Origin of the sequence: Porphyromonas sp. HMSC077F02 (assembly GCF_001815465.1) — a bacterium.
Lineage (GTDB): Bacteria > Bacteroidota > Bacteroidia > Bacteroidales > Porphyromonadaceae > Porphyromonas_A > Porphyromonas_A somerae.
In genome coordinates this window covers 13,497-35,109 of the sequence record NZ_KV820654.1, presented here as the reverse complement: position 1 = coordinate 35,109, position 21,613 = coordinate 13,497, and the positions used below count along the sequence as shown (strand labels likewise).

At 45.8% G+C, this 21,613-nt stretch carries 13 protein-coding genes; 10 read left to right on the top strand and 3 right to left on the bottom strand.

Annotated features, from left to right (window positions below; genetic code table 11):
- Positions 1 to 78: 78 nt before the first annotated feature.
- The 10 genes from HMPREF3027_RS03545 to HMPREF3027_RS03485 all read left to right on the top strand — a co-directional run bounded on the left by HMPREF3027_RS03545 (position 79) and on the right by HMPREF3027_RS03485 (position 15,859).
- The gene (locus HMPREF3027_RS03545) at positions 79 to 1,977 is read left to right on the top strand and encodes a ComEA family DNA-binding protein (protein ID WP_070707115.1); all 1,899 of its coding nucleotides are present in this window, start codon (positions 79 to 81) and stop codon (positions 1,975 to 1,977) included.
- Between the two features lie 230 nt (positions 1,978 to 2,207).
- On the top strand, positions 2,208 to 2,924 hold the full coding sequence (locus HMPREF3027_RS03535; protein WP_070707111.1) for a porin family protein: 717 nt from the start codon (positions 2,208 to 2,210) through the stop codon (positions 2,922 to 2,924).
- Positions 2,925 to 3,081: 157 nt separating this feature from the next.
- Positions 3,082 to 4,236, top strand: a complete 1,155-nt coding sequence (locus HMPREF3027_RS03530) for a sensor histidine kinase (protein WP_210400673.1) — start codon at positions 3,082 to 3,084, stop codon at positions 4,234 to 4,236.
- Complete coding sequence (locus HMPREF3027_RS03525) at positions 4,233 to 5,006, top strand: LytR/AlgR family response regulator transcription factor (protein ID WP_070707109.1); 774 nt, start codon at positions 4,233 to 4,235, stop codon at positions 5,004 to 5,006. The genes HMPREF3027_RS03530 and HMPREF3027_RS03525 overlap by 4 nt, the downstream gene beginning before the upstream one ends.
- Before the next feature lie 53 nt (positions 5,007 to 5,059).
- Positions 5,060 to 6,463 (top strand): TolC family protein, encoded by a 1,404-nt coding sequence (locus HMPREF3027_RS03520; RefSeq protein WP_070707107.1) that lies wholly within the window; start codon positions 5,060 to 5,062, stop codon positions 6,461 to 6,463.
- 18 nt (positions 6,464 to 6,481) lie between these two features.
- On the top strand, positions 6,482 to 7,558 hold the full coding sequence (locus HMPREF3027_RS03515; RefSeq protein ID WP_018028354.1) for an efflux RND transporter periplasmic adaptor subunit: 1,077 nt from the start codon (positions 6,482 to 6,484) through the stop codon (positions 7,556 to 7,558).
- Between the two features lie 4 nt (positions 7,559 to 7,562).
- On the top strand, positions 7,563 to 10,709 hold the full coding sequence (locus HMPREF3027_RS03510; protein WP_018028353.1) for an efflux RND transporter permease subunit: 3,147 nt from the start codon (positions 7,563 to 7,565) through the stop codon (positions 10,707 to 10,709).
- Positions 10,710 to 10,788: 79 nt separating this feature from the next.
- Positions 10,789 to 11,058 carry a hypothetical protein gene (locus HMPREF3027_RS03505; protein WP_246830516.1) on the top strand — a complete coding sequence of 90 codons (270 nt, stop codon included), beginning with the start codon at positions 10,789 to 10,791 and terminating at the stop codon, positions 11,056 to 11,058.
- A gap of 349 nt (positions 11,059 to 11,407) precedes the next feature.
- Positions 11,408 to 12,364, top strand: coding sequence for a peptidase associated/transthyretin-like domain-containing protein (locus tag HMPREF3027_RS03500; RefSeq protein ID WP_070707105.1), 957 nt, complete (start codon positions 11,408 to 11,410; stop codon positions 12,362 to 12,364).
- Positions 12,365 to 13,786: 1,422 nt separating this feature from the next.
- Positions 13,787 to 15,859 (top strand): ATP-binding cassette domain-containing protein, encoded by a 2,073-nt coding sequence (locus HMPREF3027_RS03485; protein WP_070707099.1) that lies wholly within the window; start codon positions 13,787 to 13,789, stop codon positions 15,857 to 15,859.
- Between the two features lie 262 nt (positions 15,860 to 16,121).
- Here HMPREF3027_RS03485 and HMPREF3027_RS03480 read toward each other — a convergent pair whose 3' ends face one another.
- The 3 genes from HMPREF3027_RS03480 to HMPREF3027_RS03470 form a co-directional block, all read right to left on the bottom strand.
- Positions 16,122 to 18,659: a carboxypeptidase-like regulatory domain-containing protein gene (locus tag HMPREF3027_RS03480; RefSeq protein ID WP_070707095.1), complete on the bottom strand. Its 2,538-nt coding sequence runs from the start codon at positions 18,657 to 18,659 to the stop codon at positions 16,122 to 16,124.
- Positions 18,660 to 18,662: 3 nt separating this feature from the next.
- Positions 18,663 to 19,511, bottom strand: a complete 849-nt coding sequence (locus tag HMPREF3027_RS03475; protein ID WP_070707093.1) for a GLPGLI family protein — start codon at positions 19,509 to 19,511, stop codon at positions 18,663 to 18,665.
- A gap of 91 nt (positions 19,512 to 19,602) precedes the next feature.
- Entirely contained in the window at positions 19,603 to 21,279 is a 1,677-nt protein-coding gene (locus HMPREF3027_RS03470; protein ID WP_070707091.1) for a putative transporter, read from the bottom strand.
- Between the last annotated feature and the right edge of the window lie 334 nt (positions 21,280 to 21,613).

Below are 21,613 nucleotides of genomic sequence, written 5' to 3'. Positions count from 1 at the left end.
AATCAACTCAAAAATAATCTCTGACTTTTGACTTTGACCGACAATTACAATTGCTTCAAGGATCAGAGAACTATTCTGATGATCAGCCCGAATCATAGTCTTTCTCTGGTTCGTTTCCTACTTGTAATATCTTTTTTGTGGTGGGGACGAATCATCACTGCAGAGGCACAAGAGGTGGCGACGGGGCAGGCGATTCAATTACTATTGGAGGAGCTGCCTGAGGGGGAAGAGGCACTCCAGCTAGAGGAGACCCTTCGGCAACTATTGGCGGAGCCCCTTGACCTCAATCATGCGACGGAAGAGCAGTTGCTTCAGTTGCCTTACTTCGATGCCTTCTTTGTGCGGAATTTACTGCTTGCCCGATCCAAGGGGGGCGGACGTTTCCGATCTATCTATGATCTGAAGGCGGTTCCAGGTGCTCCGATAAGTCACTTACCCCTCCTAGCCCCCTTTCTCAGGGTGGGGAGCGATCGACCACGTACGGTGGCACCACTGCGGCAGGACTTTTACTTGGGTAGTGAGCTAACGCTTCCCCATCGTCGTGACCGCTACCAAGGGATTGGGGTGGGGCTGAGGTATGTGGGAAGTCGACAAGAGCGGCACTCGTGGTCGCTAGTCCTCGGACAGGATCGTGGCGAGTCGTGGCTCCCGCTTCGTAAGGGGGTTGCTGACCATCTCTCTTTTAGTTCCCAGTATCGGCAACCGCACTGGCAGGTGTTGCTGGGTGATTATCGGTTACAAGCTGGGCTGGGTGTGCAAATGGGTCAGGCCAATTCATTTTTCTCCCGAAGCGAAATGACGGGGCAACCTCCTTCCCTCAGCGGTCAATTAATTCGCCCTCACACCAGTTTTCGTGAGGAGGGTTATCTCAGAGGGGTGGCAACTAGGTGGCAGGGTGGTCCTGTGCAAGTAGCCCTCTTCTATGGATTTGAGCGACTAGATGCACGGATTGAGGGGCGGCGACTCCTTACCCTCTACCCCGGTGGTATGCATCGTACTTCCAAGGAACAACGCTACCGACACACTGCTCTCCGCTCTAGTGGTGGAGCCATTGTGAGCTACCAGAAAGGAAAGCTGGAGGTAGGGTCCACTCTAATGGGGCGGCGATACCGCACGGCGGAGGGACAGCCAATGGTCGCCTATCGCCGAGAGGCTAAGCCGGAGCTGAACCACTCTGCTTCGCTCTACTTTAGGTATCTCCAAAGGCACTGGCTCCTTACTGGAGAGACTTTATTGGCTCCAACTAATCGGCGTGCGACTCTGCTCTCGATCAGTTATTTTCATGATCATATCGGTCGCATTACTCTCTCAACTCGTTATCTAGGTGCTGATCACTATTCCCCCTTGGGAATGATAGAGAGTCGTAGCTCCTCTCGCCGTGACGAACGGGGAATGCAGCTCTTTTGGAGTGGGGAACTGGCACGCTGGTGGACCGGTATGGTGCACCTTGACCTCTCGCAGAAGGCTTCTGTGAAGAGTGGATTAAAGCCAGAGCAGTGGCGGTTAACGGCACGAGCTGATTACCGTGAGGGGCGCCAAGCCTTTCAAAGCCGGCTGACCTTCACCAAAAGAAGTCAGCAGCCACTCCGTACTGCTTTTAGGACTACTTATCTCTGCCAACTCTCCTCGCCTCTATATATAAGGAGTGGCCTACAATTTACACATCTATCCGATACCCCACTTACTTGGGCACTCTTTGGTAGGGTAAGGTATCAGCCCGATCCGCAGTTTTCGCTAGAGGGTGGGGTGCACTACTTCTCTGCCACCTCGGGTGTGATACGTGCAGACCAGCCCTATCTCCCATGGCGATACTATGTGCCGATGCTTCGGGGTAAGGGGTTACGAACGACCCTTCAAACTCATTATCACCTAGGTCATCTGCATGCCTACCTCCGTGCCTCCCTCACCCACTACCAAGAGGCTCCCACCTCGCTCCTCCCCTCGCTATTGGAAGTGGCCTTTACCTATCGCCTATAGAGATTGTAGGGTAGGGTGTGGATGCTATTTTCTTGTAAGGGCAAAGTTATTGGTTATCCATTTAGTCGTTTCGGTAGGGAATATGGTCGTTTCGGTAGTCTTTCCCTTGTGGTATGCTACTCGGCTGACTACCTTTGTGCTGTAATTAGATGGTTCGGCGATGCTGGCTGGGCCAATCAAAACAAAAAATGGAACAATTATTTAGAAACAAGTAAGAAAAGAAAAAGCTTATGAAACGACAGATGATGACAATCGCCCTCGGTATGGTGATGGGACTGCTAGGAACTTCGGCAATGGCACAGAGCAATGTGTCGCTGGACTATGGTGTGAAGGCAGGTGTAAACTGCGGCCACCTAGCACTGAGTGATGACTTCAAGGTGCTAGATAGCAAGATGAAGGCGGGTGCAGACTTTGGTGGATTTATGAGGATTAACCTACACCAGAACTTCGCCATTCAGCCTGAGCTAGAGTTTTACTACCGTGGTAGTGGTCTAGAGGCTAATGTAGCTGGCAAGGAGTTTGAGAATAAGATCAATCAGTGGGGTATGCAGATCCCTGTATATGCCCTTGGTAAGGTAGCTGTGGGTAATGGTACACTTTATGGTGGTGTAGGTCCTTTTGTGGGCGTAGGCTTCTCAGCTAAAACTGATGAGATTGAGCTCCTCGGTAACCGAGTAAAGATGGATCCGATAGACCTTTATGAGGAGCACAATGAAAAGTCGGCGCTTCAGAGATGGGATGTAGGTATCGCTTGCCAACTGGGTTATGAATTTGCCAATGGTATCCAGATCAATGCCGGGTATAAGTATGGCTTTATCAACCAGGTGGACGATCTTAAGAGCTCTCTGAATGACGTTACTACTTCAAAGCTAGGTATGCCCCTAAGTAGTGATGACTACAAGGCCAATGCTAGTGTGCTAACTGTAGGAGTGGGTTACCGCTTCTAATCTAAGTAATCTTTTTACAATTCTCTAAGTTAAGTAGTGTGACGAGTCGTGCCGCTATGCCCTCTCTGCGTGTGTGGAAAAGTGTGTGTAAAAGGGGGAGAGTGTGGTGGTATGGCTCGTTACTTTATGCTATATTTGCTAAAATAGGAGGGAGCAGATGGTAGCGATTGAAGAAGATATGGAGGCGAAGGGTATTTGGAAGAAGGGTCGATTGAGCCGACGACGTGGTCGGGGCTTTATATTTCTAAGCACGGAGCGTAGAAGTGTATGGCTGGCGACGCTGATTGTGAGCTTTTTGCTTGCCTTTGTGATGTTGTCGTCGTCAATCTATTATTACAGTCTGCTTGATGAGAGTCGGCAGATTGATTTTGGGGCGATCTTGTCGCTCAACTTCTTTGGTTCGCTTCTGGTGAATATGCTCTTCTTCTACCTCCTCCTTTCGATCCAGTCATGGGCGATCAATAGGTACAATATCCGCCAGTATCAGTTTTGGCTAATACTATTAGGCCTTTTGGGAGGTATGGTGTGGCTATCCCCCTACCTTTCAAGGTTGCAAAGGTGGTGGTTTAGAGACTACCTCAATTACCATACCTATGCGACATTACAGTATGTAAAGGACTTGGTGATCTTGGTGGTGACCTTTCTCTTCTCCATGATTATCTACCTGATGAAGCAAAACCACGTGGCAGTGGTGGGGATGCAGGAGCTGGACTTGGAGCGATTGCAAAATAGATACACAGCACTCAAAAACCAAACCGACCCGCACTTCTTATTCAACAGCCTCAATACGCTGATGGGTCTCATCGGCAGAGATGACGAAAAGGCAGCGGAGTATGTGGAGGAGCTGGCAGCAGTATTCCGACACACGATGCGCGACAAAGTGGTGGTGAAGCTCTCGGAAGAGCTGGAGTTGGTGAAGTCGTACCTCTACCTGATGTGCCTTCGCTACTATGATGGACTAAAGGTGGAGTGGGGTATTGAACAGGAGTATCTCGACTACTACGTGATCCCATCGGGAGTGCAGATCTTGGTGGAGAATGCAATTAAACACAATATCGCGAGTAGTAAGTTACCACTGACCATCTCTATCCGTACTGAGGAGGAACGACTAGTGGTGGAGAACCCTTTGCAACTCCGAGAGCGAGCAGCCTCTAGTAGTAGCGGGGTGGGTCTGGATAATCTTATGGAGCAATATCGATTGGTATTTGGCAAGGATATTGAAATCGTCTCAAGGGGTGGGACGTTTAGAGTCTCTCTGTCATTGATAGAAAGTTTGAATGAATTGGCACCCCGTGCAAAGTCACTCTTATGAAGGTCATTATAGTAGAGGATGAGTATTTTACCGCCAAGCGCCTTGAGTCGCTACTCAAGGAAGGGGATAGAGAGGTGGAGGTGCTTGCTATCCTGCAGAGTGTAGAGGAGTGTGAGGAGTGGTGGCAATCCAATGATGAGCCCGACCTCGCCTTTATGGATATTCACTTGGCAGATGGAGAGGTCTTTTCGCTCTTTGAGCGGGTGGAGGTTACTTGCCCTATTATATTTACCACGGCGTATGAAGAGTATGCCCTGAAGGCCTTTGAGGTGAATAGTATTGACTACCTCTTGAAGCCAATCAAGGCGAGTGATTTGGAGCGTGCCTTGGGAAAGGTGGAGCGCTTTAGTAGAGGTGGTGAGAAGGTAGACAATCAGGCAGTGGTGAGCCAATTGATGGCGGCACTTGGTAGCTCGCCGATGAGCTACAAGAGTCATTTCCTTGCCCCTTTTAGGGATAAGCTCTTGCCCATATCGGTGGATAAAATCGCCTACATACGCTCTGAGAATAAGGCGTGTGTGGTGGTGACAACCGATAAAAAGGAGTATGCCATGGACCTTTCACTGGAGAAGATGGGCGAGGAGCTCAATCCTAAGCTTTTCTTTAGAGCCAATCGACAGTATATCGTAGCCCATAGTGCTATTGTGAGTATGTCGGTATGGTTTGGAGGAAAGCTCACGGTGTCGCTTTCAGTACCCACGCCCGAGGCGATTATTGTTAGCAAAGCCAAGAATAGGGAGTTTCGGGAGTGGTATCAAGGGATGTTGTGACCCCCTTTTATTTACTTATAAAGTAAGTGTAAGTATTTTTTTTAGTGTAGATTATGTTTCGGAATTTGAATATAGGGATGACCTATTGTCTATTTATAGCAATGGTACTCTCTATGGGAGAGGCTGTGGCCCAAGCTCCAGCACCGCTCTCATTGGAGAAGTGCCGTGAAATGGCTTTAAGCCACAATAGGGAGATACAGATGGCAGAGTCGGAGGCGATCACCTCGGACTACTTGGTGAAGTCGGCCAAGACGAAGTATCTGCCACGAATCGACTTTGCTGGGGGTTGGGTCAATCCTGGCGATCGGGCGTTGAAGCCTTTTGCCATTGACTTTAATATTCCTGGAGTGACACCTCCAGGGCTTTCATTGCCACTGGACTTTATCAGTGTTGCTCCAATGGAGGTATTCACGGGTGGCTTTGTACTGAAGCAACCGATCTTTATGGGGATGAAGATCGTGGAGGCCAATAAGATGGCACGCTCTGCTTCGGAGCTGGCACACGAAAAGGTAAAGCTGACGGAGGCGGAGGTGCTGACCACGGTGGATGAAGCCTACTGGAGAGTGATTTCGGTGGAGGAGAAGGTGTCATTGGCTAAGAGCTACAAGTCTTTACTTGAGCGATTGGCGCAGGACCTGCAGAACCTTTATGCCGAGGGAATGACCACTAAGAATGAAGTGCTCAAGGTACAGGTGAAGCAAAACGAGGTGGAGCTCTCGCTGATGCAGGCAGAGAATGGTCTAGTGCTCTCTAAGATGCTTCTGGGGCAGATCATAGGCGTAGATGCCGAGCAGATCTCTCTGGATAAGAGTGTGATTAGTGAGGAGGAGTTGAGTAGTCGCCTGGTGGCACTCACCGACCCCTATGCTGTGGAGCGTGCCGAGGTGGCGATGCTTCGGAAGAAGTTGGCCATCACGCAGTCGGCTAAGAAGATGGTGCAGTCCCAGTTTTTACCCAATGTGTTTTTAGCTGCTGGTTACAACTGGACGAGCCCCAACCTCTACAAGGGAACTCAGAACAACCTTGGTGGCGACTGGATGATCGGAGTAGGGGTGCAGATCCCTATACTCACGTGGGGCGACCGCCTTCATCAGGTGCATATGGCGGAGCAGCAGGTGACCAAGGCCCAATTGGAGCTACAGGAGGCGCAGGAGAAGATTGGCTTGCAGATTCAGCAGAATCGATTTAAGCATACCGAAGCGCTCAAGAAGATGGAGTTGACCAAGCTTTCCAAGGAGCAGGCGGAGGAAAACCTCCGTATCACTCGAGACAACCTTCTGGAAGGGATGAATAGCATCCGAGATATCCTAGAGGCACAGGCGATGTGGGAAAAGGCGGCTTCTGCCGATATCGATGCAAGGGTGGAGGCAGCGGTGACCCTATCGCAACTAGAGAAGTCCACTGGGGCTCTCTATCAGTATGCAGAGGAATACCATCAGAAACAAAATCACAAATAGATAAATAGACATTAAGATATGTACTTCAAAGGAATAAAGCAGATTTGGCTACCCCTTCTACTATTGGGAGTAATGGGTAGTACCGTCTCCTGTAGCAAGAAAGGCGATAATGAGCAGACGTCGGAGGCGGATAAGGTAGTGCCTGTAACGATAGCACAGGCCAAGGAGATGACTTTCACACCAAATATCCGATTCTCGGGTAGTGCCGAGGCCTCTAAGAGTGCCAACCTAGGAACCGCCTTGCCAGGTAGAGTGGAGCGTATTCACTATACCAAGGGAAGCTACGTACCACAGGGGGCTCTGATTGTGGAGATGTCGGATGAGATGCTGCTACAAGCTCAGATCGAAAATGACGCGATTAAGCGTGACTTTGAGCGGGTCACTCGACTCCGTGAAAAAGAGAGTATCAGCCAAATGGATTACGACCACGTGAAGGCTAAGTATGATGCTTCGGTGGCGAAGGTGGCGATGCTGAAAAAGAATACCTCCATCACCGCACCATTTAGTGGTGTGATTACCGATATATTGATCAATGAAGGGGAGACTTATGCCTTTACCCCAAGTGTAACAAGCGACCTCAAGCTGGAGAGTGGTATCATAGAGCTTCGTCAGGTGAATCCACTGAAGGTGACGATCGAGGTGAATGAAAAGGAACTAGGATATATAGAGCGTGGACAGGTGGCGGCGATCACTTTTGATGCTTACCCCGACCAAGTGGTGGAGGGTAAGGTCTCCTTCCTCTCTCCTGTCCTTTCGCCAATGTCGCGTACTGCTTCTATCGAGGTGAATATCCCCAATAGCAGTCGTACCTTCAAGCCAGGAATGTACTGCAATGTTGCCATCGCTCTTCCCGAGCGTGAGGGTCTCTTTGTACCGCTCAATGCGATCTATCGTTTGGCGGGTACGGGCGAAGAGTATCTCTTTAAGCTGAGTGCCGATGGCACCACCGTCACTCGTATCCCTGTCACTCGTGGCGAAATTAGCGACGGTTGGGTCTATATTGAGAGTGCCGATATTAAGAGTGGCGACTCGGTAGTGATTGATGGTAAGAATAAGCTCAGTGAGGGCTCTAAAGTGAATGTAGTAAAGAAATAAGCGTATGAAGCTACCTGAATTTGGTGTGAAAAGACCTATCGCCACCGCCATGATCTTCGTGGCGATTATGGTGATCGGGGTGTTTTCGCTATTGAAATTACCACTGGACCTGATGCCGAATATGGAGTTCCCCTCCCTTACGGTGATTACGGTCTATCCTGGAGCCTCGGCTGTGGAGGTGGAGGAGCAGGTCTCCAAACCTCTGGAAGCGGTGCTTTCGGCGGCGGAAAATCTGGTGGAGATCAAGTCGATCTCTAAGGAGAATGTCTCTTTTATCCAACTTCGTTATGAGTGGGAGGAGGATGTAACGGCTGCTGCCAATAACGCTCGTGACCTTTTAGAGTTGGCGAAGTCGCGAATGCCTTCGCAGGCTTATACGCCGATTATCTATAAGATCAATGCCTCGATGATGCCTGTGCTTGGTTTTGCAATCAATGCCGATGAAAACTACAACGGGCTAGAGGAGATCGTGGAGGATAAGATTGCCTCCCCCCTGAGAAAAGTGGATGGCGTGGGTACCGTGATTTATCTCGGTCAGCCTGAGCGGGAGATCCGTGTGGAGATCGACCCTACCCGTATGCAAGGGTATGGAGTATCGGTGGCACAGGTCTCTATGATGCTGAAGGCCAATAATGTCAATGTGCCGGCTGGCTTTGTCTCTGAAAGTGCTTATGACTTCTCTGTGCGTATGCCAGGAAAGTATGAGAGCGTGGAGGAGCTGGAGAATACGGTGATCAAGGCGATGAAAGGCAAGGTGGTGCGTCTGAAAGATGTGGCCACTGTCAAGGATACTTTTAAGGAAACCGATGCATCGGCTTTCAACCATATTGGCCAAGGCATTGCACTCCTGGTGCAAAAGCAGTCGGGTGCCAATACGGTGGATGTGGCGAATGCGGTGCGTGACAAGATTGCTAGTATCCAGGGCGATCTGCCTTCTGACGTACAGATCTTTGAAGTGATTGGTTCGGACGAATTGGTCACCTCTTCGGTGAACAACCTGAGCTCTTCTATCTGGTATGCCCTGATATTTGTGACGCTGGTGGTATTGCTCTTCCTAAGAGAGTGGAAGTCAAGCTTGATTGTCTTCCTCACCATGCCAGTCTCACTGATTTCAGCCTTTATCATGATGAGTCTGCTCGGCTATACCATCAATATCTTCTCACTGGTAGCCCTAGTGATAGCCATCGGTATGGTGGTGGACAATGCCATTGTAGTTCTGGAGAATGTCACGCAGCATATCGAGCGTGGGGCGATGCCTAAGCAAGCAGCAATGTTTGGTGCCTCGGAGATGGGTCTAGCGATTGCCGCCTCTACCCTGACCACCATTGTGGTATTTATGCCACTGGTATTTATGGGCGGTATTGTGGGTGTGATGTTTAAGCAATTGGCGATCCTTACGGTCGTCTGCCTGATTACTTCGCTATTCACAGCACTTACGCTGACCCCTATGCTTTCAAGCGTGTTGCTGAAGCCAGCCCCTCGGGGTGGAGAGGAGCGAAAGCATGGCAAGCTCTACAATTGGAGCGAGCGGATGTTTGAGCGAATTGAGCGGAGATACCATAGATTCCTCGGTTGGGCGGTATTCCACAAGGGCGTTACTCTAGGGAGTGCCCTCATCATCTTTGTCCTCGTGCTACTACTCGGGAAGTCGGTAGGTACCGACTATATCCCCGATATTGATGCCGGCTCTATTTCTGTACAGTTCGAGACAGAGCAAGGAAGCTCGCATGCTGTGACAGAGGCGGTGGGCAATCAGATTGTGAAGCTCATTGAGGAGAATGTACCTGAGGTGGCTGTGGGTGGCCTTGCTAGTATTTCTGGTCAGACCCCTGATGGAGCTCTCACGGCAGTAGGATTTAAGGAGGGTAAGAATATCGGTACCATCTTCTGTCACCTCAAGCCTGTAGATGAGCGTAGCCGAAGCAGCCAGGAGATTGCCAATGATATCCGCCCACTGGTGGAGGCAATCCCCGAGATTGAGAAGGTAACGGTGTCGGGAGGTAGTGCCATGGCGACTGCCCTCACGGGAAATAAAGCCCCTATCGAATTCGTTATCTTTGGTAAAGATATCGAGGAGATGAATAAGGTGGCACTCGGTCTTGAGAGCAAGGTGAAGGAGCACCCAGAGTTTACCAACGTAGAGGCCCTTGTCTCCGCTGGTAATCGTGAGGTGCATATCGTGGTGGACAAGGATAAGGCGGCCCAAATGGCACTGAACCCTGGTGTGATTGGTATTCAGGTGCGTGAAAATCTCTACGGTGCCGATGCTGGTGTCTTTACAGAGGATGGTCGCGACTACGATATCAAGATTCAGTATGCCCCCGACTTCCGTCACTCTATCAATAAGCTCAAGGAGATGCAGGTGACCAATCTACTCGGTCAGCAGGTGCCTCTGATCGCTGTAGCAGACCTACAGGAGAAAGAGGGCCCAGTGGAGATTGAGCGAATGACGCAGCAAAGGTATGTGAAGGTGACAGCCGACCTCAATGGCATCTCTCTAGGTGAGGGCGCTAAGATCGCTGAGGAGATTATCAATAATACCAGTGCTCCTGAAGGCATCGAGATTTCCCTTGGCGGACAGGTGGAGGATCAGAGCGATACCTTCTCTTCGCTAGCTACAATCTTCTTAATTGGGCTGATGCTGGTGTTTATGGTGATGGCCGCTCAGTTTGAGTCGCTACTCGACCCATTCATCATCTTCTTTGCTATACCATTCACCTTGGTAGGTATCATCCTTGCCTTCTTCATCACTGGCACTACCCTGAGTGTGGTTACCTTTATCGGACTGATTATGTTGGTGGGTATCGTGGTGAATAATGGTATTGTGCTGGTTGATTATACCAATATGCTGGTACAGCGTGGATACAGCATCCGCGATGCCGTGATGGAGGCAGGTCGCTCACGCTTACGCCCTGTATTGATGACCTCTATGACCACTATCCTCGGTATGCTACCAATGGCACTTAGTACCGGTATGGGTAAAGAGATGTATGCTCCTCTTGGTATTACCATTATTGGAGGTCTGCTGATCTCTATGTTGGTAACCCTCATTTTGGTGCCTACCGCTTATGCCTTTATGCACCAGCGGAGACTCAATCGGGAGCGCAGACTATTTAGAATGAAAAGAAACAGCAGTGACGATAATGAATGAGATGAAATTTACATACATCACCTGTAACATCAGTATGCTTGAGCAGATGGAGGAGCTCTTAAAAGAGCTTGAGATCTAGGTGTACCAAGTAATTCCAAAGGCTTTGGCAGAGAGCCACTTTGATATCCCGCATAAGGATACTGCCGTATGGCCAGGCTTCAATGCCTCCCTAATGGTACAGGAGGAGGTGCCAGCTAAGTCGGAAGCACTGATGAAGCGGATCGAAGAGATGAATCACACCGCCTATAATAACAGCGAGCTAATCGCTGCTTATCAATGGACGGTCAATACCTTTGTGCTACCAGAGCCAGTGGCACCTCTCCAAGGAAGTGCTGCTCTCTCCGACTAAAGCCAAACTGAGACTGCCTCGGTAGTCTCAGCTTATCTACACTAAGTGGAAGTAGGGAAGAGTCCCCATTCCACAACTATTAATTTGTAAGGAATAGCCACTATCAAAGTATCCGAAACGCTTTGATAGTGGCTATTTTTGTATGTAAATTAGATTCTACAGGAGAATGTGGAATCTACCATATGACTTCTTGTTGATTTGATAAATTGACAGCCAATAAGTAAATCGCGTTAGTAATTTGAATTTTCACTAATATATCTTCAAGCATTTTTTTTGTTTATGTGGAATATTTGTGTACCTTTGGCAGAGTAAATAAACTCATTAACTCAATTCAAATAATATACAAGCTGTGAAGAATAGAATTATTTTATCCGCCATATTGGCTTTTAGTATCTTTCTAGGTGTCTGTTATGCCCAAGAAAACATACAAGTAATCTCTATCATTGACAAATGCACTTTGGCTCCCGTCCCATATGCTCGGGTTTCACTTGGTCATTCCAATGGCGTTTACAGCGATTCTAATGGACAATTTACTATTGAGAATGGATATACAGACAGCATTTCAATTTCACATCTTTCTTTCAAAGATACAATTGTATTTCCGAGCAAGATTGTTGATGATATTATCTATCTAACACCAGTCGCGTATTCATTGAATGAAGTCGTGGTAACTAAGTTCACAGGTCCTCTTTTTTGTAAAGGAACAACCGAAGGCAAACATCATAGTAGCTATGCACCTCTACCATTCACTATTAATGCATTATATATACCATATGACGAGTCATGGAATGAAGCTCCACAAGTAACTGAAATCTTTTTGGATTTAAATTTTAGTGGTAATTCGAATGCTAAAATACAGTATTATATCTCAGAGCCAAATTCTATAACTGGAGATCCTAATGGACAAGCTCTCTCAAGACAAGAACAGCTGAATTTGGATAATAAAGACCGCAAAGTCAAAAATAGATACTACTCCAAGATAAGGCAGCCATTTATATTCCCTAAAACAGGGATATTTATTGTTTTTTTTGTTGCCGATGCTGGCTATTCATATACAGAAATGCTTAGTGTTTGGGGAACCAAACAATTCAAAATGTCAAAGTATATGCCTTTTGGTTTTTATTTGACTGCTAAGACAAATGAACCGAGATCATGGTTATTTAATGTCTACTCTGAAGAAGCTAAATGGAGGATTTGTGATCAGGCGGACGCAGATTGGAACAATATGGCAGATGGAATGAATATAGGAAATGAAGGTACAATATATAATTTTATGGGAGGTGTCATTGTGCAACTCCCTATGTAGTTTTTTATAATTTTTTATTTTATTGTCATTATGAAGAAAGAAGTTGCATTAAGCGAACTCGCCAATCTGAACGGCGGAAAAATGTTTGGCTATGAGTCAAAACAAGGTCCATGTATCAATGGTTCTAGGCGTGTCACTAACACTCTGACTGTGTTTTGGATACCAATAACTCAAGAGGTTGATATGCCTTGCTAGTACTAGAGTCTTAGTGATAATGGGATGTGAGTTGATGCTAGTTAATTCACATCCTTTTTTAGAGCTTTATTATGATATCACAGCATATACAAATGCCATTAAAAGTAAAAATGAATGGTAGAATTATTCTATTTGGTTTGATTCTCTCATTAGTGTTGTGTTATTCTGCCCTATTTCTTGAATATCGCTATATATTTACACTAGAATACTTTGCGTCCCAATCTGTGTCGTACGCAGATGCCTATGAGTGGTATAGACAGGAGTTGTCAATTATATGGCTTAATGTTGTAGGTGTCTTAGCCGTTATTTTAGGACGAACTCTTGTTATAAGTTTGATACTGTACACCTCACATAAAGTTGCAAATGTTTCAGTGAGGTTTGACCAAGAGTTTGCTATTGCATCAATAGCGACTATTATATTTGGCTTAAATTATTTAGTCACTGTAATAGGCAAAGTTACAGGGCTTATTTCCTATTCACCTGAAACTGTAAATAATAATTACCGATATCAAAGTGTAAATGTTTTTTTTGATAGTCGTATTAGTTTAAGCTGTCTAAAAGGGCCATTAGACTTATTGAATATTTCTCAAGTCGTTTCGCTAGTTATATTGGTTGTTTTTAGCTTGATAATTCTTAATTCAAAAACATATAAGTCCAAATTAAAGATTCTAGTCTCAACATTGATCGGTTATATGACTTTTTTGTTCTTAATTATTAATGTCTTCATATTGACTAATATGGTTCAGTATTATGCGTAAGAGTTTAATTTCTAGGTTTGGTGTGGCTATTGTTGTCTTGATATTGATAATCCTCATTATTACAAACTATTCCCTTGTAAAGAATATAGAGGCAGATTCAATCATACCACTAAATAGTCTTCAGGTGTCATCTATTAGGCAAATATCTCACAAGGGTTTGAATTGTAAAAAAGCACGATTATATTTTGTTAGTTTTACTTGTAGAAGTTGCATCAATGAACTAAATACTTTATCTATTGAAATTAATAATTTATCAGACAAATATGATATTTATATAATTTCAAAGATGTCAAATTATCAAGAGGTTATGCCTCAAAATCTTATTCAAAGGATTAAGCAAAAAGATGGCGTGTTTTTTATATGGGACAAAGAACGTGTCTATTTTAACGCATTTCAAATTAAACGATATCCAAGTGTATTTGAAATAGATAAGCCACGGTATAAAATGAGAATAATTCGTTGTTAGAGTATGAGACTATACGATCAAGCAAAAAAAGCATTTATTCCACAAGATGATCAAAATGAGTGTGGTGCTATTTGTTTATTAATAATTATTAGATTTTTCTCTGGAAATAATAGAATCACCACAATAAAGGATCTTACGAATACAAGCCTGGGTGGTTGCACGCTATTGGATATATATACTGCTGCAAACAAACTTGGAATGAACTCTTCTGCATTTCAATTACAAGATAATGACTTGTCGTCATTAAACTATGGAATTGTTCAAGTTATAACGAAAGAGGGATTCCCTCACTTTTGCGTGTTTTTTGGTTTTAAGAATGATCGGGTGATTCTTGGAGACCCAGCAAAGGGTGTTGTCACTATGTCTCAGAATGAATTCTTAGATATGTGGAAATCGAGAATTATTCTTGAAATTAGCCCTAAAGAGGAGTTCTTTGAGATAAATAACATATGTAAAAATTACAATCTGAAGAATATTATATCTGCATTTTCTCCCTACGCAGGAGCGTTTTACTCCATAATACTCTTGTCTCTTATTGCAAGTATAATTAGTCTTATTTCTCCAGTTTTCTCTAAAGTACTTATTGATACCATACTTCCGTTGCATAAGATGAGCATACTGGTTCTTACTGTTCTCTGTGTGTCATCGTGTTTATCCATAGGTGTGTTTGTTAACTATGCTTTACAGTCGATGGTAGTTCGTGTTACATCTAAATATACATTTTCAATTGCCAATTCATTGCTTGATTCGTTATTATCTCTTTCAAAAAAAAGTCAAGGCTCATACAGTTTTGGGGATGTTATCTCAAGATTTCGGGAAGTGGATAATTCGGGTTACGTTTTTTCTTTAATGTCTTCTTTTGTAAATAGTATATTCTTTTTCTTCTTGTCTTCAATCGTTATTGCTTTTTTTTCAACGGAATTAATGGTTGTTACGATAGTAGCTACCATTACTTATTTCATATTGTCTATTGTATTTACTCGTAAATATTTACTTCTTGAGAAAAATCGTCTTGTTAGTTTAAGCAAGTATTATGCTACTTTGGGTTCTTATTTGAATAATTTAGACCATCTCCGTTATTCATCTTTTTACAATTCTGAATGTAGCGTCTTTCAAAGAAAAAAGTCCTCACTTTCTGATTATGTGGTAATATCTAAATATCAAATCAACCTAAGTACAGTTTTTTTACTTATTAATATCGTGTATGTATCTCTATCGTTAATTATTGCGAGTCATCTGTATTTTGATGGAAAAATTGCACTTGGGTCTTTAGTTGCATTGTTTTCGTATACTTCTATGCTCTATCCGCATATTCAAAACCTTTTTTCAACGATTCCTATACTTGTAAAAACTTATCAAGCACTTAATAGGGCTTTTGAATTTAAAGAAGATTTAAGTTTGCCTACAGATGCCCATAACTTAGTCTCTAACATAACATCTATAAAAGCTAATAAATTAACCCTTTCGCTTCAACAAGGGAAAAACCTCTTTGAGGATATTCAGTTTGAAATTACTAAAGGAGAATGTTTAATTATCCAAGGGTCCAATGGTTCTGGTAAATCTACATTGCTTCATTTACTTCTTGGCGGATACAATAACTATCAAGGAACAATTAAATACAATGACATTGAGATTAGTCATATATCAAAATCTTCATTATGGCAAAAAATAGGAGTCGTTTTACAAAATGCGACTTTAATAGAAGGTAGTATTAAAGAGAATATTGTATTTGGTGAAGAATACGATAGTCAGTGGCTTTGCTATTTGATAGAGAAATTAATGTTTAAGGAATTCTTTTCGCGTTTTAGTAGGGGGCTTGATACACTAATCAATGGAGAAAATGGCAGACTTTCTTTGGGCGAAATAAAGATAATACTTCTCCTTAGAGCCCTTTACAAGAAACCAGAGGTTCTTATTCTAGATGAACTTCTTAGTTCAGTAGATGAGATACATTCCCGTCAAATGTTAAGTGTCATCCATAAAATCAGTTCTCACCTTATTTTAATCGTAGTAACTCACAGCCCACAAAAATTTGCCTCTCTTAATTGCAAATATATTCTGATTGGAAAAGAATAGAATGCTATTGGTGATATCGAGGGTGTAAGGCAGAATGCCATTTTGATTGCGATTATGCTTTTTATTTCCATAAACAATAAAGATGGGAGTAAAAGAATGAAAATGTAACTATCATAATTGAGTGTTATCACAGTCTTTCTTGTGGGATGGATTGTATCTATCGTAAGTGTCTCCTGATCTCTTGGTGCCGTCATTTTATGCTTATAATATCTTGTTGCATTCTTTCTAAACGCTTTTTGTTCTATAAGTCTATAAGCTCTCGTCAGAAGTAGAAAAGGTAGGAGAGTAGTGCCGAGCGACCTCTCAATTGGTACCACGAGCGATTGCTCTCGGTGGCACTATAGCTAGTAAATCCATACTCCTGCTGATTGAGGAGATTGTGGAGGTGCAACTTGAAATTGCCTATGGTGGTGCGGTACTCACCCACAGTGCTGAGGAGAAATAGATGCTTCATCTCATGCATCCGCCATTCCTTCCCTTGATGCTCACAGAGAAGCGTGAGGTGTAAGTCGTCGGTAGGTGAATAGGTGACATCTAGTGTCCCTAAGAGCGTATGGAGTGGATCAAGCTTCTGAGTGGCATACCACATCTGAGAGCGAGTAACATTGTAGGATAGCTTGCCCGACCAGTGCTTTGCTAGATCACATTGTACTTCACCCCAAGTTGATAGGTTCATCATCTGCGACGTTTGTTCCACCTCCCGACGCATCGTTTGGTAATGGGCATAATTGCCCGAAAAGCCGGCCGATACCTTGCTTTTTATCTTCCGAAAGTAGCGAGAAATATAGCTATTGAGCTGATAATTACCATAGGTATTGTCCCCTTTCACCAGTTCCAGACGATTCAAGTTGACCGTTGGGTTATCCGTTAGAAAGTGATCCGAACGACCATATCTTCCCGAGAGGGTGATTGTGCCATACAGCTCCTGTACTGGTTGGCGAAACTTCAGGTTGATGCTAGCATAAAGACCTTGGCTACTCGTTAGCTCTCCAGCTCCCAACCGCTCCTGCCGGTAGGTAGTGAAGAATGGCTGTCGCATCAGATCTAGTAGGCTCCCCACCTCTTGGTAATAATTGACCATCCCAAATAGGTGCCATACTCTATTGAGCCAGTACATATAATTGAGTGATGGAGAAAGAAGTAGATGCGACGCCCGATCCGCTTCGCCAAACTTCAGTATCGCCAATGTGGTTGGTAGCTCAAATGAGATATTATTGTCTCCCAGAGAGAAACGCCACAGGCGAGGCGATACTTTCAGATCCCAACGTTGCCCTTGCGTATATTCTGCCCCATCCTTATGAATCTTATCCCGTACATAGCTTCCCTCTATCGGAATGGCCAATTGCCATCCTTTCTTTAAGGGAAATAGAAAAGAAGTGGAGAGGCTAGCCCTCATCACCTCCTCGCTAAACTTCTGTTCTATTAGAGGGGCAGAAAGGGAGAGGAACGGTGCATTTTGGTAGGAGAGCTTACTGTGGAATGAAAGCGCCTTTCGTCCGAAGCGTTGACTCCAAGCGAGGCGATTTTGCACCAAGTGCGAACGGAGATCTATCTCCTGAAGCATCGGAGTGGCGGAGCGGAAGATCTGATCCTTTTGATGCTGCCTTAGCCCCACATACTCTACCGTCTCATTCAAGTAGTTGTTACGCTCATTGCGTTTGTACTCCAACATCGCCCGCCCCAGCTGCTCACGAGATCTCGTGTGGACCTCATGCTCATTGAGCACCACATCTTCTGCCTTTGAAGGAGCGAAAAAGGTCAATTCATTACCATAGGAGTGCCGACTAGTATAGTCCGAGTAGCTAAGGTCTGCCTTCAGTGTTCGGTCGGTCGAAAATTGGTAAATCGTCTTGGCCTTTCCTTGACCGCCCCGCTGGCGTAAGTAGAAATGTGGAGAGAGGGAAGGCTCAGGTGCCGAAAGACCCATAGGTAGGCTCGAGAGCAAAGGACTCGAGGGCATCAAAGGGGTAATGACCGAGTGCTTCACCTCATCAGTTGCGTTGAAGTCCTTATCTAGTCGTCCCTCCACCGTGCTCTGCCACCTTGGTTGAGCATAGAGGAGATAGCCCATTCCTCGGTAGGCCAATTCCTTCTGGCTATCTACCCCTGCCCCGATCTCCGCCTTGCCATTAGCCCGGCCACGAGCCTTATGATTCAGTACCAGATTCATCACGATCTTATCGTCACTCACCAGATCCTTCAGCATCTTAATGTCCTGCTGATTCTCCATAATCTCTACGCGGGCGACCTTGTCATACCTTAGGTTTTGAATAGTACTTTGGTAATCCCTGCCCAAGACATCCATATTGTCGATGGTCAGCTTATCCACTGCCCTGCCGAGATACGAAATCGATCCCGCCTTAGAAACCTCAACCCCAGGGAGCTTCTTCAGAGCATCCTGTAGCGTTACATCTCGTTGGCTCACAAATCTCCCTAGGTGATAGACCGTCGTATCGCCGTGCTGTACAATGCGGGGGGCCTCCACCACCAAATCCTTCAGCTCTCTATTGGAGGGGGAGAGCTGGTAGGTGTGTAGCTGGCTATCGGTCACTTTTGTCTGAAAAGGCTCATAAGAGAGGTGATTAAAAGCAAGCGTACAAGGCGGCGTAGCTTTGGGAATGCTAAACTTACCTTGGGCATTGGAGGTGGCAAATGCCTTCGTCTTTCCCTCTAAAATTACCTTCACCATCACCCCACTAATGGGCTGACCACTCTCGTCATCTACCACCACTCCACTCACTTGAGCTGTTGCCGATGCCCAGACCAAGAGGAGCCACAGACCTATTAGCCACTGTCTCATCGGTTACTCCTTTTCCAAGAAGATAAAACCATTGGGAAATGAACGCATTAATACGATCCCATCATTCGCAAAAACAACCGTCTTACCATTCTCTCCCTTCCTTACAGTCATACTGGTGACGCCTGCTGATAACCCTTCGCTTTCCTGCTTAGGATAGAAGGCATGATACAGCTCCAAGAAGCCCTCTCGATTGATCTCAAAAGCACTCTCTGGGCGAACGAATGGCGGTACAATTCCTCTTTTGTTACGAATCTCAGCCAATTCAAAGGTGATCTCTCCTGTGCTATCTTCTGCCGCCAACACCAATCCAGGTAGCCCAGCCAATTTCCATGGACCATAGGGTAGAGGTATCTCCTCTGTGTACCAAGCCGTCCACTGCCTACCAGCAAAGTCCAACTTCGCTTCGTGGCAAAGGTACCCTGCTATCTCCTTACTCTCTTCGCCCAGCTCCCAATCTGTTGGAAAAGACTCGGTATAATAATAGCGATTGGGCAGGATCGGTTCGTGATGCTCTATCTCTTGTCGCTCTAGATCTAGGTAGATCTTTGGTAGGAAGAAGCACTCTGCTGCTGCTTCACGCACCTCTGATTGTTCTATCACGGTAGGATCAATATCGTCCAAAGCTCTGAGAGAGTCGGTCTTGTAGGCAGCATAGTCCTCCACTACCGCTCTGGTGTCTCCTACACTCAGCATCACAAACGTTACATCCACTGCCCCTTCTGGGTTGGTGGGTTCGTGCTTCAGCAACTGCTTATAAATAACATTGAGCTGTGCCGGCTCCACATTCTGTGCACTAATCTTAAAGGAGACCAGCAAAAAGGCTCCTAAAATAAAGATGCTCACTCTTTTCATAATAAAATCGTATCTCACTACAAGTTAAGTAACTACTTGTGCAAGATACGATTTTTTTATTTATAAAAACGATGAGTGCTTTCTCTTCGCGTCAGAGGAGGAATATGATCACCAGCTGTGCCGCCAGTACCCTTAAGAACATCGTGAGCGGGTAGACCGTGGCATAGCCCACTGCGGCAGCATCGCTATCGGAGAGGCTATTAGCATAGGCAAGGGCAGGAGGGTCGGTGGTGGCACCTGCCATCATACCGCTGAGCTGTAGGTAGTTGAGCTTAAATACAAATCGTCCGAGTAGCCCTACCACCAATAGTGGAATAAGGGTAATCAGCAGTCCATAGCCCACCCACACAAAACCGCCATTATTCACTAGCGTATCCACAAATCCATTGCCAGCGTTGAGCCCCACACAGGCGAGGAATATGCTGATGCCCATCTCCCGAAGGATGAGGTTGGCACTAGTGGTAGTGTAGGCGACTAATTTTAGTTTGTAGCCAAAGCGGGCAATGAGTATCGCCACCACTAGTGGACCACCGGCCAATCCTAGCTTTACTGGCTGAGGAATGCCAGGGAACATAATCGGAATAGAGCCGACTAATATACCGAGGGCAATCCCTAGGAAAATAGTCACCAGGTTGGGTTCATTCAGTCTCTTGACGGAGTTGCCAATTATCTTCTCCATACTATCAATAGCGGCATCACTTCCCACCACATTGAGGCGGTCGCCATATTGGAGGGCAAAGTTGGGCGAAGCCACTATCTCCACTCCAGCTCGGTAGATGCGGGTGACATTGACACCATACAGAGCTCTTAGGTTGAGGTTCTTGAGCGTACGTCCATTGATCTCTCTATTGGTCACCACCAACTTGCGCGAGACATACTTCGAGCCCTCTAGTATCCAGCGCTTGCGGTCGATGTGTAGCTTCCGACCCACCGTCACGATGAGGGCATCAATGTGTGGCTGCTCGGTGATGACAAATATCCGGTCCCCCTCGGAGAGCACCGTATCTATGGTAGCGATATGTATTTCGTCCGTTGCCTTTTTCCATATCCTTGAAACTACAAACTTCCGACCGTGTAGCAGCTCTGTGAGCGACTTTACGGTATGCCCAAATAGAGCAGGGTTGGTCACTTGTAGCGAAATAGGGATTGCCGAAAGCTCCTCCTCGGATCGCTCTTCCTCTAGCTTCGCCTCCTCCTCCTTGATATTCACTCTTCCGATCCAGCGAATCAGTATGATGGAGAGGATGATCCCCACCACGCCAAGTGGATAAGCTACCGCATACCCCATACCGATAGAGGGGTCATCAACCCCCACAATCTCCGAGTAGGCCTGCTGTGCCGCTCCTAGCCCAGGGGTATTGGTGATGGCACCACTCATGATGCCCACCATCGTCTGCAGCGGTACGCCCGAAAGGAAGTAAATCACCGTCGTCACCACCACTGCCAGTGCTACATTGAGGGTGGCGAGCAGGTTGAGGGTACGCCCTCCCTTTTTGAAGTTGCTAAAGAAACTAGGCCCTACCTGTAGCCCTATTGAGAAGACGAAGAGTATCAGTCCAAACTCCTGAAAAAAGTGCAAGAGACTCCTATCCACCTTCATTCCTAGCTCCCCAAAAAGGATGCCAACAAAGAGGATAAACGTGGCGCCAAGCGAAATGCCAGCGATCTTCACCCTGCCAAGCAAAATTCCTAGCATAATTGTCAGGGCAAGAATCATTAGTGAATGTCCTACTCCACTACCGAAGAGTAGTTCTTGAAACCAGTTCATAATAGTATCAAATTGTCTAATATATTAATAATAGTGGGATTTCCATCTAGGCTCATCACTACAAAGATACCAATTATATTGAGATGGCGATATCGGTATGTGGATTACCCCAGGGGTTACGCATTAGAAAGGGCTTATCGTAGGGTTTTCAGCTCCTCAAACAGGAATAGCAGAAGCCCGAAGGGCTTCCATGGTCTACTAACCCAGCCTTCCCCCTCCGTAGGTGGGCGAAGCTTACCTACGGAGGAGAAGGTTGGGAAGAGGAACAAGGCATCAACAACTACCCCGAAGGGGTTGCATTTTTACATCCATAAGCGATGGTGTATATGCAACC

What these genes read in the sequence shown, in the direction of transcription:
- HMPREF3027_RS03545 (WP_070707115.1), top strand. Translation starts at nt 79, where the DNA reads ATGATCAGCCCGAATCATAGTCTTTCTCTGGTTCGTTTCCTACTTGTA.
- HMPREF3027_RS03475 (WP_070707093.1), bottom strand. Translation starts at nt 19,511, where the DNA reads ATGAAAAGAGTGAGCATCTTTATTTTAGGAGCCTTTTTGCTGGTCTCC.
- HMPREF3027_RS03510 (WP_018028353.1), top strand. Translation starts at nt 7,563, where the DNA reads ATGAAGCTACCTGAATTTGGTGTGAAAAGACCTATCGCCACCGCCATG.
- HMPREF3027_RS03470 (WP_070707091.1), bottom strand. Translation starts at nt 21,279, where the DNA reads ATGAACTGGTTTCAAGAACTACTCTTCGGTAGTGGAGTAGGACATTCA.
- HMPREF3027_RS03515 (WP_018028354.1), top strand. Translation starts at nt 6,482, where the DNA reads ATGTACTTCAAAGGAATAAAGCAGATTTGGCTACCCCTTCTACTATTG.
- HMPREF3027_RS03535 (WP_070707111.1), top strand. Translation starts at nt 2,208, where the DNA reads ATGAAACGACAGATGATGACAATCGCCCTCGGTATGGTGATGGGACTG.
- HMPREF3027_RS03480 (WP_070707095.1), bottom strand. Translation starts at nt 18,659, where the DNA reads ATGAGACAGTGGCTAATAGGTCTGTGGCTCCTCTTGGTCTGGGCATCG.
- HMPREF3027_RS03530 (WP_210400673.1), top strand. Translation starts at nt 3,082, where the DNA reads ATGGTAGCGATTGAAGAAGATATGGAGGCGAAGGGTATTTGGAAGAAG.
- HMPREF3027_RS03520 (WP_070707107.1), top strand. Translation starts at nt 5,060, where the DNA reads ATGTTTCGGAATTTGAATATAGGGATGACCTATTGTCTATTTATAGCA.
- HMPREF3027_RS03485 (WP_070707099.1), top strand. Translation starts at nt 13,787, where the DNA reads ATGAGACTATACGATCAAGCAAAAAAAGCATTTATTCCACAAGATGAT.
- HMPREF3027_RS03525 (WP_070707109.1), top strand. Translation starts at nt 4,233, where the DNA reads ATGAAGGTCATTATAGTAGAGGATGAGTATTTTACCGCCAAGCGCCTT.